The sequence below is a fragment of the Pseudomonas sp. S1_G07 genome (assembly GCF_054668565.1).
Window position 1 is genome coordinate 442,180 of the sequence record NZ_CP162778.1, and the last position, 16,221, is coordinate 458,400.

Genomic DNA, 16,221 nt, shown 5'->3' on the forward strand with positions numbered 1-16,221 from the left:
TGAGCGCTGTGCGGTGGTTTTTTATCGTGCAAAAAAAAGCCGCTTCCCGAAGGAAGCGGCGGTTTTCAGGAGAACCCGGTGAGGCTTAGTAAGCCAGGCCGAAGTTCTCTTCTTTCATGTCCATCAGGTTGTTGGCGCCCGACAGCATGGTGGCCACGTGAGTACGGGTACGTGGCAGGATGCGCTGGAAGTAGAAGCGCGCAGTCTGCAGCTTGGCGGTGTAGAACGCTTCTTCGGTGGTGCCGGCCGCCAGTTTCTCGGCCGCCAGGCGCGCCATGTCGGCCCAGAAGTAAGCCAGGCATGCATAACCGGAGTACATCAGGTAATCCACCGAAGCGGCACCGACTTCTTCACGATCCTTCATCGCCGCCATGCCGACCTTCATGGTCAACTCGCCCCACTCTTTGTTCAGCGCAGCCAGCGGTGTAACGAACTCCTGAACCGCTTCGTTGCCTTCGTTGGCCTGGCAGAACTTGTGCACGATCTTGGTGAAGCCCTTGAGCGCCTCGCCCTGGGTCATCAGCACTTTACGGCCGAGCAGGTCCAGCGCCTGGATACCGGTGGTGCCTTCGTACAACATCGAGATGCGGCTGTCGCGCACGTTCTGCTCCATGCCCCACTCGGCGATAAAGCCGTGGCCGCCATAGATCTGCACGCCGTGGTTGGCCGATTCAAAACCGACTTCGGTCATGAACGCTTTGGCAATCGGGGTCATGAAAGCCAGCAGGCCATCGGCCTGTTTCTTGGCTTCGTCGTCGGTGCCGTACTTGACGATGTCCACTTGCTTGGCGGTGAAGTACACCATCGCCCGGTTGCCTTCGGCGAAAGCCTTCATGGTCAGCAGCATGCGGCGCACGTCGGGGTGCACGATGATCGGGTCAGCGGCCTTTTCCGGCGCTTTCGGGCCAGTCAGGGAACGCATTTGCAGGCGATCACGCGCGTATTTCAGGCCGCCCTGGAAGCCTATCTCGGCGTGGGCCAGGCCTTGCAGCGCGGTACCCAGGCGAGCGGTGTTCATAAAGGTGAACATGCAGTTCAGGCCTTTGTTCGCCGGGCCGATCAGGAAACCGGTGGCCGCGTCGAAGTTCATCACGCAGGTAGCGTTACCGTGGATGCCCATCTTGTGTTCCAGCGAGCCACAACTCACCGCGTTGCGCGCACCGATCGAACCATCGGCGTTCGGCAGGAATTTCGGCACGATGAACAGCGAGATGCCTTTGGTACCAGCCGGTGCGTCCGGCAGGCGGGCCAGCACGATGTGCACAATGTTGTCGGCCATGTCGTGTTCACCGGCCGAGATGAAGATCTTGGTGCCGGAAACTTTGTAGGTACCGTCGGCCTGAGGTTCGGCCTTGGTGCGCAGCATGCCCAGGTCGGTGCCGCAGTGTGGCTCGGTCAGGCACATGGTGCCGGTCCATTCACCCGACACCAGTTTGGTCAGGTAGGCCTCCTGCTGCTCGGGAGTACCGTGCTCGGAGATGGTGTTCATCGCACCATGGGACAGGCCTGGGTACATGCCCCACGACCAGTTGGCTTCGCCGACCATTTCGCTGACAGCCAGGCCCAGGGATTCCGGCAGGCCTTGGCCACCGTGCTCCACATCGTGAGCCAGGCTCGGCCAGCCGCCTTCGACGAATTGCTTGTAGGCTTCCTTGAAACCCGTCGGGGTCTTAACGCCCGACTCGCTCCAGGTGCACCCTTCCATGTCGCCCACGCGGTTCAGCGGTGCCAGCACTTGCTCACAAAACTTGGCGCCCTCTTCAAGGATGGCGTCAACCATGTCCGGGGTAGCGTCCTGGCAAGCCGGCAGACTCTGATAGTGCGCTTCATAGCCAAGCAGTTCGTCACGAACGAAGCGAATATCACGCAAGGGGGCCTTGTAGTCAGGCATAGCGATAAACCTCTGCTGATGTAGCTGGAATGAACAACCGCGTGGAATTTATTGTGGCGGTCAAACAGGTGTTTGAAACATACGTTTACGACCTGGGGATGTCAAGCGTCGTCCCGCTGCCGTTTGTCATGACACGCACGAGCAAGCCTGCGGCGCGATACCACAAGGCATTCAGAAAATAGGGAGGTTGACACAAGCACGCCCGGCTTCAGGACGAAGCCGGGGGGACACAGAGGGGATTAAGCGTAGGTATCGATCAGGGTGCCGAGCATTTCATTCGAGGCCTTGGCGACTTTGGCACCCAGCTCGACCTGAAACTTGCCTTCGGCCAGTTCCACCATATTGCTGGCGGAGTTTGTCGGCTGGCCGCGATTGACCGCCTGCAAGCGATCATTCTGAGCGTCCGACGGTTGGCTGGTCGCGGCACTGGCGATCTTGCCGGCGGCCTGGTCGACACGGTTCTGCCCGGACTGAATGGTGTTCAGGCCTGAATAAAACGCGCTGCTTCCAGAGATTTCCATGGCTAAGCCTGCCTTTAGAGAATCGTGAGAGATGATTGAAGCAGAGATCGTGGCAAAACACCCGTCAAAAACACTAATGGCACATTGCCTTGGCGATAGCCAAAATCAGTCAAGCAGGTCCAGTTGCAAGTAGTGCGCCACGGCCTCGGCCCCGGCGTGCTTGAGTTTGGGCACACGCCCCAGGCATGGCGCGGGCAGCCGCTCGGCCAGGGTGGCGAGGTTTTCTTCCAGACGGGAGGTCTTGGGGTCGATGATATTCGCCACCCATCCCGCCAACGGCAAACCGTCCCGCGCGATGGCTTCGGCGGTGAGCAGCGCGTGGCTGATACAGCCCAGGCGCACGCCCACCACCAGGATCACCGGTAGCTTGAGTGCCATGGCCAGGTCCGAGAGATTGTCCTGATCCGCCAGGGGCACCCGCCAGCCACCGGCGCCTTCGATCAGGGTGAAATCCGCTTGCAGCGCCAGAATCTGCTGCATGGGCTTGAGCAACGATTGCACCGTCAGCGAAACCCCCGCCTCCCGCGCCGCCAAATGCGGTGCGATGGCCGGTTCGAACGCCACCGGGTTGACCTCGGCATAACTGAGCGGCAATGAACACTCCGCCAGCAGCGCCAGGGCATCGGCATTGCGCAAACCCTTGGGCGTCAGCGTGCAGCCGGAGGCCACCGGCTTGCCGGCCGCGGTGCTTCTGCCGGCTTGGCGTGCCGCGTGCAGCAGGCCGGCGGCAACGGTGGTCTTGCCCACATCGGTGTCAGTGCCGGTGATGAAATAAGCGGCGCTCATTGCGGTTTCTCCAGTACGGCATACACCACTTGGTAAGTCGCCGGCAGGCCCTGGGCCTGGCGGAACTGCTCATACGCGTGTACCAGTGCAGCAATCCGCGCGCGGCCCGTCAACCCACCGGGGCGCCCGGGGTTGAGATTGTGTGCGCCGAGGGCCTTCAATTCATGGGTCAGGCTGCGCACATCCGGATAGTGCAGCACGTGGGGGCGCCGTTCCAGACTGATCACACGCAAACCGCTGCTCGCGCACAGCTGCTGATAAGCCTCAAAGGTGCGGAAACGGTTGACGTGCACCAGGCCATCCACGGCGCGCCAGCTTTCGCGCAGCTCATCCAGGGTGCCCGTGCACAGACTGGCAAAGGCCAGTACTCCGCCCGGTTGCAGGACGCGCCTGGCCTCGCTGAGCACCGCGTCGAAGTTCGCGCACCATTGCACCGCCAGGCTGGAAAAAAGCAGCTCGAAGCTGTCAGCCTTCAGCGGCAAGCGCTCCGCATCGCCTGCAATGAAGTGCTGCGCGCCACCTGAAGGGCGCGCATGGGTAAGCATGCCCTCGGCAATATCCAGCGCCACGCCTTGGCTCGCCGGCATGCGTTCAGCTAACACGCGGCTGAAGTAACCCGTGCCGCAGCCCATATCCAGCCAACGTTGTAGCGCATAAACCGGCGGCAGACGCGATAGCAGTTCATGCCCCACTGCTCGCTGCAATTCAGCGACGCTGTCGTAACTGGCCGCTGCACGGGAGAATGAGGCCGCCACCTGGCGCTTGTCCGGCAAGGCGCCCGGCAGAGGCGGACGGGAAAGATCAGTCATCAACACACTCATGCAAAAAAGCCTGGATGGCCCCCGCCACACCATGGGGGTCTTCCAGAATAAAAGCGTGACCGGCCTGTTCAATCAGACCGATTTCAACATCAGGCAACAACGCCACCAGATCGCTGGCGGCTTCAGCGGGCACCAGCTCATCGCCGCCGGCAAACAGGTGCAGTTGCGGGCCTCGGTAGGCCTGCAAGGCATCGCGGGTGTCCAGTTGCGCAAGCAGTTCCAGCCCGGCCATCAACACGCCGGAGGAGGTATTCGGCGCACCGCTGACCAACAAGCGCGATAGCCCCCGTGGGTCTTGAGCGCCCTTGGCACACAACAGCCCGAAGCGCTTGAGGGTGACCTGGGAATCGGCGTGACAACCGGCGAGGAAGGCGTCGAAGGTTTCGGCGGGCATCGCGCTCGGCCAGCCAGCATGGGCGACAAAACACGGGTTGCTCGCCAGCGTCAGCAGGCCACAGCAGCGTTCGCCGCGCCGCGAGGCCAGCTCGGAGGCGAGCATGCCCCCGAGGGACCAGCCGCCCAACCAGACGTTATCCGGCAGCGTGGCGTCGAGCTCGTCGAGCCATTCACCCAGATCGCTGGCGTCCAACGCCGGCAACGGCTCGATCTGCACCCGCAGGTGCTCGTCCAGGCCCTGCAACGCGGCCGCCAACGGTTCCAGCGGCGAAACGCCGAGGCCCCAGCCGGGCAGCAATATCAGTCGATCACGCATGGTCGGGCTCCGGAGTGCCTGGCAAGCGGAAACACACCTCCAATGCGTCTAACAATTGCTGCACCTGCGCCGTGCTGTGGGCCGCCGTTAATGTCACGCGCAAACGCGCGCTGCCGGCTGGCACGGTGGGCGGGCGGATCGCGGTGACCATCAAGCCGCGCTCGCGCAGCATCTGCGATAAACGCACGGCCCTGGCGCTGTCACCGATCAAGATCGGTTGGATCGGCGTAAAGCTGTCCATCAAATCCAGGCCAAGCTGCTCGGCCCCGTGGCGGAACTGGCGGATCAGACCATTGAGGTGTTCACGCCGCCAATGTTCGGTGCGCAGCAGCGCCAGGCTTTTCAGCGTGGCGCAGGCCAGAGCCGGTGGTTGGCTGGTGGTGTAGATATAGGGGCGGGAGAACTGGATCAGGCTTTCGATCAGCTCTTCACTGCCGGCCACGAACGCACCGGCGGTGCCGAACGCTTTGCCGAGCGTGCCGACCAATACCGGGACGTCCTCCTGGCTCAAGCCGAAATGCTCGACAATCCCCCCCCCGTTGGCCCCCAGCGGGCCGAAGCCATGGGCGTCGTCCACCATCAACCAGGCGCCCTTGGCCTTGGTTTCGCGGGCCAGCGCGGGCAAGTCGGCCAGGTCGCCGTCCATGCTGAACACGCCATCGGTCACCACCAGGGTATTGCCGGTGGCTTTCTCCAGGCGCTTGGCCAGGCTGGCGGCGTCGTTATGCAGGTAGCGATTGAAGCGCGCCCCGGACAGCAAGCCCGCATCCAGCAAAGAGGCGTGGTTGAGTCGGTCTTCCAGCACGGTGTCGCCCTGCCCCACCAGCGCCGTAACCGCACCGAGGTTGGCCATGTAGCCAGTGGTAAACAGCAAGGCGCGCGGGCGACCGGTCAGATCGGCCAAGGCCTCTTCCAGCTCATGGTGCGGCGTGGCATGCCCGACCACCAGGTGCGACGCGCCACCGCCCACGCCCCAACGGGCGGCACCGGCGCGCCAGGCTTCAATCACCTGCGGGTGATTGGCCAGGCCCAGGTAATCGTTGTTGCAGAACGCCAACAGAGGCTGGCCGTCCACCACCACTTCCGGGCCTTGAGGGCTCTGGAGCAAAGGGCGTTGACGATAAAGGTGTTCGGCACGGCGGGCAGCGAGGCGCGCGGCGAGATCGAAAGACATGCAGGCCTCGGCAGATCAGGTGGACTCGATCCAATGTGGGAGCTGAGCTTGCCTGCGATGACAGCGGCATATTCAACCTTGACGTGCCTGACAGACCGCTATTGCAGGCAAACCAGCTCCCACATTTGGATTAAATTGCAATCAAATGGCGGCGTTATAGAACTGCTCGCTGCTCTTTTGCTCCACCAACGCCTGCTCGATCGCCGCCTGATGCACTTCATCGGCGTGTTCTTCACGGGCTTCCGGCAGGATGCCCAGGCGCGCGAACAGTTGCATGTCCTTGTCGGCCTGCGGGTTGGCGGTGGTCAGCAGTTTGTCGCCGTAGAAGATCGAATTGGCGCCGGCGAAAAACGCCAGGGCCTGCATCTGCTCGTTCATGGCTTCACGGCCGGCGGACAAACGCACATGGGACTTCGGCATCAGGATGCGCGCGACCGCGAGCATGCGGATGAAATCGAATGGGTCGATGTCTTCGGCATTCTCCAGCGGCGTACCGGCGACTTTCACCAGCATGTTGATCGGCACCGACTCCGGATGCTCCGGCAGGTTGGCCAGCTGGATCAGCAGGTTGGCGCGGTCGTCGAGGGACTCGCCCATGCCGAGGATGCCGCCGGAGCAGATCTTCATCCCCGAATCCCGCACGTAGGCCAGGGTTTGCAGGCGTTCGCTGTAGGTGCGGGTGGTGATGATGCTGCCGTAGAACTCCGGCGACGTATCAAGGTTGTGGTTGTAGTAGTCGAGGCCGGCCTGGGCCAGGGCTTCGGTCTGGTCCTGGTCGAGACGGCCAAGGGTCATGCAGGTTTCCAGGCCCATGGCCTTCACCCCTTTGACCATCTGCAGCACGTAGGGCATGTCTTTGGCCGACGGGTGCTTCCAGGCGGCGCCCATGCAGAAGCGGGTCGACCCGATGGCCTTGGCGCGGGCGGCCTCTTCGAGGACCTTCTGCACCTCCATCAGTTTTTCTTTTTCCAGGCCAGTGTTGTAGTGGCCCGACTGCGGACAATATTTGCAATCTTCCGGGCAGGCGCCGGTCTTGATCGACAGCAGCGTCGACACCTGCACGCGGTTGGCGTCGAAATGCGCGCGGTGCACGGTCTGCGCCTGGAACAGCAGGTCATTGAATGGCTGCACGAACAGTGCTTTGACTTCGGCCAGGGACCAATCGTGACGCAGGGTGGCAGTGGTGCTGGCGCTCATGGGCGATTCCTTGATTATGCTTGGGCAAGCGCTGCGGGAAGGTCAATACCCACAGGCGCGACACGGATGCTCGGCATATTTAAGGAAGATGCATGCACTGTCAACCGAGGCAAAACCACGAAGGCTACATCTGGTTAAAAAACACACAAACCTGTTTGGTCTGCGATGAACCCACCGAAACCGCCGATGCCGTGTGCAACGCGTGCGAAACCGAGCTGCCCTGGCTGATGGAGCAGTGCAAAGTCTGCGCCCTGCCCCTGCCACTCGACGGCCTGACCTGTGGCCAATGCCAGCACCATCCGCCTGCGTTCACACAGGTGATCGCCCCCTTGACCTACAGCTTTCCCGTCGACAGCCTGATCAACCGCTTCAAGCACCAGTCACGCTGGCCCCTTGGCCACCTGCTGGGGCGCTTACTGAGTCAACACCTGCACCATCGCTTCGACAGCGCCGAACTCTGCCGCCCCGACTGCCTGCTGCCCGTGCCGTTGGCTCGCAAGCGCCTGCGCAAACGGGGCTACAACCAGGCGCTGATGCTGGCGCGCTGGCTCAGCGCCGACCTGAATATCCCCTACGATGAACACCTGTTGTTACGTCCCAATGAAACCGTCGCGCAACAAGCCCTCGACGCCAAGACCCGCAAGCGCAACCTGCTCGGTGCCTTCGCCCTGGCAACCGCTGCCCAGGTGCGCGACCGTCACATGGCGGTGGTAGACGACGTGCTCACCACTGGCGCCACTGCCCACAGCCTGGCGCGGCTGCTGATGGACGCTGGCGCGCGCCAGGTTGACGTGTATTGCCTGGCCCGCACACCCAAGCCAGACACTTGACTCTCATGCCGGGCAGCCGCAACGTCCGCTCATTCCCACACAGCGTGCGCCCATGTCTCTACCGACCTTGCTCAGCCAACATATCGTGCGTCGTCCCCAGCGCATCGCCCTGCTCGCCCATATCGCCGAGCAGGGCTCCATCACGCGCGCCGCCAAAAGCGCCGGCCTGAGTTACAAGGCTGCCTGGGACGCGATTGATGAACTGAACAACCTCGCGCAAAAACCGTTGGTGGAGCGCAGCGTCGGCGGCAAAGGCGGTGGCGGAGCCAGGCTCACACCCGAAGGTGAACGGGTGTTGCGCCTCTACCAGCGCCTGCAGGTGGTGCAAGCCCAGGTGCTGGGCTCGGACGAAGCCGCCAGCGACTTCAGCCTGCTCGGCCGCTTGATGCTGCGCACCAGCGCGCGCAACCAGTTGCATGGCCAGGTGATCGCGATTGAACACCGTGGCCGCAACGACCTGATCCAGCTGCAGCTGGCGGGCGGGCTGACCCTCAGCGCACAAATCACCCACGACAGCACGCAACGGCTGGAGTTGGAGCAGGGCGTGGAGGTTGTTGCCCTGATCAAGGCCGGCTGGCTTAACTTGCTGGCGCCGCAGGCCTCTGCAACACCTGGACACAATTGTATGAGCGGCACCGTCAGCGCAATTCTCGACGCCGAGGACGGCCCCAGCGAAGTACGCATCGCCCTGCCCAACGGCGTGGTTTTATGCGCCCTGGCGCAGCCCGAGGCACTCTTGGCCTGTGGCGCCACCACAGGCGCGGCGATCCGGGTGCAATTCGCCCCCAGCCATGTGTTGCTCGGCACCCCGTTGTAAGTCGCGCCCGCCTTCAAACTGCAACAATTTCGTCACGGCCGCTGCTTAAGGTGTTTGCAAAAAGCACTCAAGGAGCCCGTGATGAGCCTGTTAGAAGAGAACCAAGCCACCGACCTCGAACAGATGGTCGGCCTCACCCGCCGACGCTTTATCGGCGCCGGCGCACTGTGCGGCGCCGCGATGTTCCTGGGCGGCAACCTGCTCAGTCGCAGCGCCCTGGCCGTGAACGCGGCCTTCGCCAGCCCGCTGCTGGGGTTCACCAGCATCGCCGCCGCCACCAGCGACACCATCACCCTGCCGCCGGGCTACAGCGCTTCGATACTGATCAGTTGGGGCCAGCCGCTGCACAAGAATGCCCCGGCCTTCGACCCCTCCGGCAATGGCACGGCCAAGGCCCAGGAGCAGCAGTTCGGCGACAACAACGATGGCATGAGCCTGTTCGCCTTCCCCGGTGACGACAACCGCGCGCTGATGGCGATCAACAACGAATACACCAACTATCGCTACCTCTATGCCCACGGCGGCGCCCCGCAATCGGCCGAAGACGTGCGCAAGGCCCTGGCCAGTGAAGGCGTGTCGGTGATCGAAGTGCATCGCAAGGGCGACACCTGGCAGTTCGTTCAGGACTCGCGCTACAACCGACGCATCCACGGCAACACGCCGATCCGCCTGAGCGGTCCCGCCGCCGGCCACGACTGGCTGAAAACCAGCGCCGACAAGTCCGGCAAAAAAGTCCTCGGTACATTCCAGAACTGCGCCAACGGCCAGACTCCGTGGGGCACTTACCTGACCTGCGAAGAGAACTTCACCGACTGCTTCGGCAGCAGCAACCCACAGCAGGCGTTCGACGCCGGGCAGAAACGCTACGGCGTGGTGGCCGCCAGCAAAGAGATCAACTGGCACCTGCACGACCCGCGCTTCGACATCGCCAAGAACCCCAACGAACTCAATCGCCATGGCTGGGTGGTGGAAATCGACCCGTTCGACCCGCAATCAACCCCAGTCAAACGCACCGCCCTGGGCCGCTTCAAACACGAAAACGCGGCCCTGGCCGAAACCCGTGACGGCCGCGCCGTGGTGTACATGGGCGACGACGAACGCGGCGAGTTCATCTACAAGTTCGTCAGCCGCGACAAGATCAACCACAAGAACCCCAAGGCCAACAAAGACCTGCTCGACCACGGCACCTTGTATGTGGCGATCTTCGACGCGGGCGATGGCGATGCCGATCATCCCAAGGGCAAGGGCCAGTGGGTGGAGCTGACCCATGGCAAGAACGGCATCGACGCCAGCACGGGTTTCGCCAGCCAGGCCGAAGTGCTGATCCACGCGCGCATGGCCGCCAGCGTGGTCAAGGCCACGCGCATGGACCGCCCGGAATGGATCGTGGTCAGCCCCGCCGATGGCCAGGTGTATTGCACCCTGACCAACAACGCCAAGCGCGGAGAAGAAGGCCAACCGGTGGGCGGGCCCAACCCTCGCGAGAAGAACGTCTATGGCCAGATCCTGCGCTGGAAGGCCAACGCCTCCGACCACGGCGCCGCGGACTTCAGCTGGGACCTGTTCGTGGTGGCCGGCAACCCGGGCGTTCACGCCGGCAAGTCCAAGGGCGGCTCGTCCAACATCAACCCGCAGAACATGTTCAACAGCCCCGATGGCCTGGGCTTCGACAAGGCCGGGCGCCTGTGGATTCTCACCGACGGCGACTACAGCAACGCCGGTGATTTTGCTGGCATGGGCAATAACCAGATGCTCTGCGCCGACCCGAACACCGGCGAAATCCGCCGCTTCATGGTCGGGCCGGTGGCATGTGAAGTGACGGGGATCAGCTTCTCGCCGGATCAGAAAACTCTGTTTGTGGGGATTCAGCATCCGGGTGAAACCGGTGGCTCGACCTGGCCGGAGCACCTGCCCAATGGCAAGCCGCGTTCGTCGGTGATGGCGATTCGGCGGGATGACGGCGGCATCGTCGGCGCCTGATAAACCCTCTTCGCGAGCAAGCCCGCTCTCACATTCGACCGAGTGCCATGATGCAAATGCGGTCGAATGTGGGAACGGGCTTGCTCGCGAAAGCGTCCGCACAGCCGCCCCCTATCTCAAGCCCGGTGCGTTACCATACCGGGCCGGACGCGGCGCCCTGCTGCGCGCAGGAGTTCGCATGGCCCATCCGTTTGAAACACTCACCCCTGATCTGGTACTCGACGCGGTCGAAAGCATCGGTTTCCTCAGCGATGCTCGCGTTCTGGCGCTCAACAGCTACGAAAACCGCGTGTATCAGGTGGGCATCGAAGACTCCGAACCGCTGATCGCCAAGTTCTATCGCCCCCAGCGCTGGACCAACGAAGCGATCCTCGAAGAACACCGCTTCACCTTCGAACTGGCCGATTGCGACGTGCCGGTGGTCGCGCCGATGATCCACAACGGCGAAAGCCTGTTCGAACACGCCGGTTTCCGCTTCACCCTGTTCCCTCGTCGCGGCGGCCGTGCGCCGGAGCCGGGCAATCTCGACCAACTGTATCGCCTCGGGCAATTGCTCGGCCGCTTGCACGCGGTGGGTTCCACTCGCCCGTTCGAACACCGCGAAGCCCTCGGGGTGAAGAACTTCGGTCACGATTCCCTCACCACCCTGCTCGAAGGCAATTTCATTCCCAAGAGCCTGCTGCCGGCCTACGAGTCCGTGGCCCGCGACCTGCTCAAGCGCGTGGAAGAGGTGTACAAGGCGACGCCGCACAAGAACATCCGCATGCACGGCGATTGCCACCCCGGCAACATGATGTGCCGCGACGAGATGTTCCACATCGTCGACCTCGACGACTGCCGCATGGGCCCGGCCGTGCAGGACCTGTGGATGATGCTCGCCGGCGATCGCCAGGAATGCCTGGGGCAATTGTCGGAATTGATGGACGGTTACCAGGAGTTCCACGACTTCGACCCGCGTGAACTGGCCCTGATCGAACCGCTGCGCGCCTTGCGCCTGATGCACTACAGCGCCTGGCTGGCACGGCGCTGGGACGACCCGGCGTTCCCCCACAGTTTTCCGTGGTTTGGCAGCGAGCGCTATTGGGGTGATCAGGTGCTGGCCTTGCGTGAACAACTCTCGGCGCTTAACGAAGAACCGCTGAAGCTCTTCTGACTACTTTTCTGGAGGAGCCGGCTTGCCCTAACTGCCGTTCAGTTAAGGCCTTTTGTAGGAACTAGGCGTCCCCCTCGCTCCTACAAAAGGCCTTAACTGAACGGCATTGGGGCTTGCCCGCGATACAGGCGCCTCGCTCTTTCAGTAATACCGAGGGGATGCTATCGCGGGCAAGCGCGGCGCCTACAAAAGCACAGCAGGTCCCATGGACTGACAAATATCCTTACAATCGCGCTTTGTTAGCTGCCTAAGCAAGGATTTCGCAATGCATGCCGCCAACCCCCGCAGGGGGTACATCCTGGGCCTGAGCGCCTATGTCACCTGGGGTCTGTTCCCGCTCTACTTTAAAGCCATCGCCAGCGTACCCGCCGCCGAGATCATCGTGCACCGCGTGCTGTGGTCGGCGCTGTTCGGCGGGTTGCTGCTGATGGTCTGGAAACACCCCGGCTGGTTCCGCGAGCTGCGCGATAACCCCCGGCGCCTGGCGATCCTGGCCCTCAGCGGTGCGTTGATTGCGGGTAACTGGTTGACCTATGTGTGGTCGGTGAACAGCGGGCGCATGCTCGAAGCGAGCCTGGGTTATTACATCAACCCGCTGGTGAATGTGCTGCTGGGCATGCTGCTGCTCGGCGAACGTCTGCGTCGCCTGCAATGGGTGGCCGTCGGGCTCGCCGCCGTCGGTGTGGTACAGCAGGTGTGGCAGGTAGGCAGCTTGCCGTGGGTGTCGCTGGTGTTGGCACTGACGTTCGGGTTCTACGGGTTGATCCGCAAGCAGGCGCCGGTCAAGGCACTGCCAGGGCTGGTGGTGGAAACCTGGATGCTGGTACCGATTGCCGTCGCGTGGTTGCTGTTCAATCCTTCTGCCCACAGTGCGCAACTGGCATTCTGGAGCACCTCCGAAGCCTGGTGGCTGGTGGCCGCAGGTCCGGTGACGCTGATCCCGCTGGTGTGCTTCAACGCCGCCGCACGGCATCTGCCGTACACGGCCTTAGGCTTTTTGCAATACGTGGCACCGACGTTGGTGCTGCTGGAAGCCGTGCTGTTGTTCGGTGAACACCTGGCCCCGAGCACGCTGCTGGCCTTTGCCTTTATCTGGGCCGGCCTGGCGGTCTACAGCGTGGACGCATGGCTGACCCTGCGCAAACGCTGATCAAATAACGTACAAACCTCTGCAAGCCACAGCGGGTGTGGCTTGCAGACATCCACCCCAAGGTTATCCACAACCTGATCCCCGCCATTTGTGCACAAGCCATTGAAACTGCTCGTTTTTTGCTCAGATCACGGAAAAGCACGGCCGGCGTGGCCTGGCGCCGGGTCTCTACAGGTTATCCACAGGCCCATGCAAGATTTCCATGCATAACCTTGTGGACAGATCATTCCTCGTTGCGCAATTCCACCATCAAATCATCCGCCAGGGTTTCCAGCGACGCCTGCAATTTATCCAGGGACAACGTCGACGGCACCTGCAGCAACGCCTCGGCGCTGAACAATGGGTCACCGCTCATCGGCGCGGGGCGGACATCGGTGCTCAAACGCTCCAGGTTGACGCCCTGCTTGCTCAGCAAGGCGGTGATCTCCCGCACGATGCCCGAACGATCATTGCCCACCAGCGTCATCACGATCGGTTTGGACGCCAATGCTTTGCCACTGCTGCCCTCACCCACCAGCACGCGAATGCCGTGGGTGGATAAGTCCTCCAGCGCCCCCACCAGCGCCTGACGATTCTCGGCGGGCACACTGACCCGCAGGATCCCGGCAAACTGCCCGGCCATATGCGCCATACGGCTCTCGAGCCAGTTGCCACCGTGGGCAGCGATGTTCTGCGCGACGCGCTCCACCAGGCCGGGTTTGTCGGCGGCGATAATAGTGAGTACAAGATGGTCCATGGCGAAGCCCTCTGAAATTCAACCTACAAGGTGGACCCGAGGGGCCTCGAAAACAAATCGTGTACCATTTTTATATTTATCTGGAACAATCCAATAGTTTTTTGAGAACATCCGGTTCTCCGCTGTGACCGTACGACCAAAGTGGGTCGCCAAACGACGTATTTAGTCTAATTTTCACAACCGCAAGGCATCATGTAGTATGCCAACCCGTGCACTACATAATGAAAATCTGAATCAGCGCATAAGCTCCGCAGAGTGAGGCAAGCAATGACTGAACACGTTCAAGTCGGTGGCCTGCAGGTCGCCAAAGTCCTGTTCGACTTCGTGAACAACGAAGCCATTCCCGGTACCGGCATCACTGCCGACCAGTTCTGGGCCGGCGCCGACAAGGTCATCCACGACCTGGCCCCGAAGAACAAAGCCCTACTCGCCAAACGCGACGATTTCCAGGCGCGGATCGACACCTGGCACCAGACTCACGCCGGCCAGGCGCATGACCCGGTGGCCTATAAAGCCTTCCTGCAAGACATCGGATACCTGCTGCCAGAAGCCGCAGACTTCCAGGCGACGACCCAAAATGTCGACGACGAAATCGCGCGTATGGCCGGCCCACAGCTGGTGGTGCCGGTGATGAACGCCCGCTTCGCCCTCAACGCCTCGAATGCGCGCTGGGGCTCGCTGTATGACGCGCTATATGGCACCGACGCCATCAGCGAAGCCGACGGCGCCGAGAAGGGCAAGGGTTACAACAAGGTGCGCGGCGACAAGGTCATCGCCTTCGCCCGCGCCTTCCTCGACGAAGCCGCCCCGCTCAGCGCCGGCAGCCACGTCGAGTCCACCGGCTACAAGATCGTCGATGGCAAGCTGATCGTCAGCCTCAAGGGCGGCAGCAACAGCGGCCTGCGTGACGACGCCCAGTTGATCGGGTTCCAGGGCCCTGCGGCCGAGCCGATTGCGATCCTGTTTAAACACAACGGCCTGCATTTCGAACTCCAGATCGACGCCAGCACCCCGGTCGGCCAGACCGACGCCGCCGGCGTCAAAGACGTGCTGATGGAAGCCGCGCTGACCACCATCATGGACTGCGAAGACTCCGTCGCCGCCGTGGATGCCGACGACAAAGTGGTGATCTACCGCAACTGGCTCGGCCTGATGAAGGGCGACCTGGCCGAAGAAGTGGCCAAGGGCGGCAAGACCTTCACCCGCACCATGAACCCCGATCGCGTCTACACCGGCGTGGATGGCCAGGACGTGACCCTGCATGGCCGCTCGCTGCTGTTCGTGCGCAACGTGGGTCACCTGATGACCATCGACGCGATCCTCGACAACCAGGGCAACGAAGTGCCGGAAGGCATTCTCGACGGCCTGCTCACCAGCCTGGCGGCGATCCACAGCCTCAATGGCAACAGCAGCCGCAAGAACAGCCGTACCGGTTCGGTCTATATCGTTAAACCGAAGATGCACGGTCCGGAAGAAGTGGCGTTCACCAACGAGCTGTTCGGTCGCATCGAGGACGTACTCAAGCTGCCGCGCAACACGCTCAAAGTCGGGATCATGGACGAGGAGCGCCGGACCACGGTCAACCTCAAGGCCTGCATCAAGGCCGCCAGTGAGCGCGTGGTATTTATCAACACCGGCTTCCTCGACCGTACCGGCGACGAAATCCACACCTCCATGGAGGCCGGCGCAATGGTGCGCAAGGCCGCCATGAAAACCGAGAAATGGATCGCCGCCTACGAAAACTGGAACGTCGATATCGGCTTGAGCACGGGCCTGCAAGGCCGTGCGCAAATCGGTAAAGGCATGTGGGCAATGCCCGACCTGATGGCCGCGATGCTCGAACAGAAAATCGCCCACCCACTGGCCGGCGCCAACACCGCCTGGGTGCCATCGCCGACGGCGGCCGCGCTGCACGCGCTGCACTATCACAAGGTCGACGTGTTCGCCCGTCAGGCCGAACTGGCCAAGCGCGAACGCGCCTCGGTGGACGACATCCTGACCATTCCCCTGGCCAGCAATACCGATTGGTCCGAGGACGAGATCCGCAACGAACTGGACAACAACGCCCAGGGCATCCTCGGCTACGTGGTGCGCTGGATCGACCAGGGCGTGGGCTGTTCGAAAGTGCCGGACATCAACGATGTGGGCCTGATGGAAGACCGCGCCACCCTGCGTATCTCCAGCCAGCACATCGCCAACTGGCTGCGCCACGGCATCGTCACTCAGGATCAGGTGATGGAAAGCCTCAAGCGCATGGCGCCCGTGGTAGACCGCCAGAATGCCGGGGATGCGTTGTACCGCCCACTGGCACCGGATTTCGACAGCAATATCGCGTTCCAGGCTGCGGTGGAGCTGGTGATCGAAGGCACCCAACAGCCCAATGGTTATACCGAGCCGGTGTTGCACCGCAGGCGTCGGGAATTCAAGGCTAAAAACGCTTTGTAAATAAACAC

General features: G+C 62.4%; 14 protein-coding genes. 6 read left to right on the forward strand and 8 right to left on the reverse strand.

The window, feature by feature from the left end; all coding sequences use genetic code 11:
- Positions 1-85 precede the first annotated feature (85 nt).
- From AB4O05_RS02090 to bioB, 7 genes are all read right to left on the reverse strand, one after another.
- Positions 86-1,891 carry a phenylacyl-CoA dehydrogenase gene (locus AB4O05_RS02090; protein ID WP_460133510.1) on the reverse strand — a complete coding sequence of 602 codons (1,806 nt, stop codon included), beginning with the start codon at positions 1,889-1,891 and terminating at the stop codon, positions 86-88.
- Between the two features lie 239 nt (positions 1,892-2,130).
- Positions 2,131-2,412 carry a pyrroloquinoline quinone biosynthesis protein PqqE gene (locus AB4O05_RS02095; RefSeq protein ID WP_460133508.1) on the reverse strand — a complete coding sequence of 94 codons (282 nt, stop codon included), beginning with the start codon at positions 2,410-2,412 and terminating at the stop codon, positions 2,131-2,133.
- Positions 2,413-2,517: 105 nt separating this feature from the next.
- Complete coding sequence (gene bioD, locus AB4O05_RS02100) at positions 2,518-3,198, reverse strand: dethiobiotin synthase (RefSeq protein ID WP_460133506.1); 681 nt, start codon at positions 3,196-3,198, stop codon at positions 2,518-2,520.
- Positions 3,195-4,007, reverse strand: a complete 813-nt coding sequence (gene bioC / locus AB4O05_RS02105) for a malonyl-ACP O-methyltransferase BioC (RefSeq protein WP_460133503.1) — start codon at positions 4,005-4,007, stop codon at positions 3,195-3,197. The genes bioD and bioC overlap by 4 nt, the downstream gene beginning before the upstream one ends.
- Positions 4,000-4,731 (reverse strand): alpha/beta fold hydrolase, encoded by a 732-nt coding sequence (locus AB4O05_RS02110; RefSeq protein ID WP_460133501.1) that lies wholly within the window; start codon positions 4,729-4,731, stop codon positions 4,000-4,002. The genes bioC and AB4O05_RS02110 overlap by 8 nt, the downstream gene beginning before the upstream one ends.
- On the reverse strand, positions 4,724-5,905 hold the full coding sequence (gene bioF / locus AB4O05_RS02115; protein WP_460164827.1) for an 8-amino-7-oxononanoate synthase: 1,182 nt from the start codon (positions 5,903-5,905) through the stop codon (positions 4,724-4,726). Before bioF ends, AB4O05_RS02110 begins: the two co-directional genes overlap by 8 nt.
- Before the next feature lie 141 nt (positions 5,906-6,046).
- Positions 6,047-7,102: a biotin synthase BioB gene (gene bioB, locus AB4O05_RS02120; protein WP_460133499.1), complete on the reverse strand. Its 1,056-nt coding sequence runs from the start codon at positions 7,100-7,102 to the stop codon at positions 6,047-6,049.
- A gap of 92 nt (positions 7,103-7,194) precedes the next feature.
- On the opposite strand from bioB, the gene AB4O05_RS02125 reads away from it, so the two are divergent.
- The 5 genes from AB4O05_RS02125 (at position 7,195) to rarD (ending at position 13,032) form a co-directional block, all read left to right on the forward strand.
- Positions 7,195-7,932 (forward strand): double zinc ribbon domain-containing protein, encoded by a 738-nt coding sequence (locus AB4O05_RS02125; RefSeq protein ID WP_460133498.1) that lies wholly within the window; start codon positions 7,195-7,197, stop codon positions 7,930-7,932.
- 52 nt (positions 7,933-7,984) lie between these two features.
- Complete coding sequence (locus AB4O05_RS02130; RefSeq protein ID WP_460133497.1) at positions 7,985-8,749, forward strand: TOBE domain-containing protein; 765 nt, start codon at positions 7,985-7,987, stop codon at positions 8,747-8,749.
- 81 nt (positions 8,750-8,830) lie between these two features.
- The gene (locus AB4O05_RS02135) at positions 8,831-10,729 is read left to right on the forward strand and encodes a PhoX family protein (RefSeq protein WP_460133495.1); all 1,899 of its coding nucleotides are present in this window, start codon (positions 8,831-8,833) and stop codon (positions 10,727-10,729) included.
- A 178-nt stretch (positions 10,730-10,907) separates the two neighbouring features.
- Entirely contained in the window at positions 10,908-11,882 is a 975-nt protein-coding gene (locus AB4O05_RS02140; RefSeq protein WP_460133494.1) for a serine/threonine protein kinase, read from the forward strand.
- A 265-nt stretch (positions 11,883-12,147) separates the two neighbouring features.
- Positions 12,148-13,032: an EamA family transporter RarD gene (gene rarD, locus AB4O05_RS02145; protein WP_460133492.1), complete on the forward strand. Its 885-nt coding sequence runs from the start codon at positions 12,148-12,150 to the stop codon at positions 13,030-13,032.
- A gap of 223 nt (positions 13,033-13,255) precedes the next feature.
- On the opposite strand, the gene AB4O05_RS02150 is transcribed toward rarD, so the two are convergent.
- Entirely contained in the window at positions 13,256-13,768 is a 513-nt protein-coding gene (locus tag AB4O05_RS02150) for a glycine cleavage system transcriptional repressor (RefSeq protein ID WP_460133490.1), read from the reverse strand.
- Positions 13,769-14,035: 267 nt separating this feature from the next.
- Here AB4O05_RS02150 and AB4O05_RS02155 point away from each other — a divergent pair, with 267 nt between their 5' ends.
- Positions 14,036-16,213, forward strand: coding sequence for a malate synthase G (locus tag AB4O05_RS02155; RefSeq protein ID WP_460133489.1), 2,178 nt, complete (start codon positions 14,036-14,038; stop codon positions 16,211-16,213).
- The last annotated feature ends 8 nt before the right edge of the window (positions 16,214-16,221 follow it).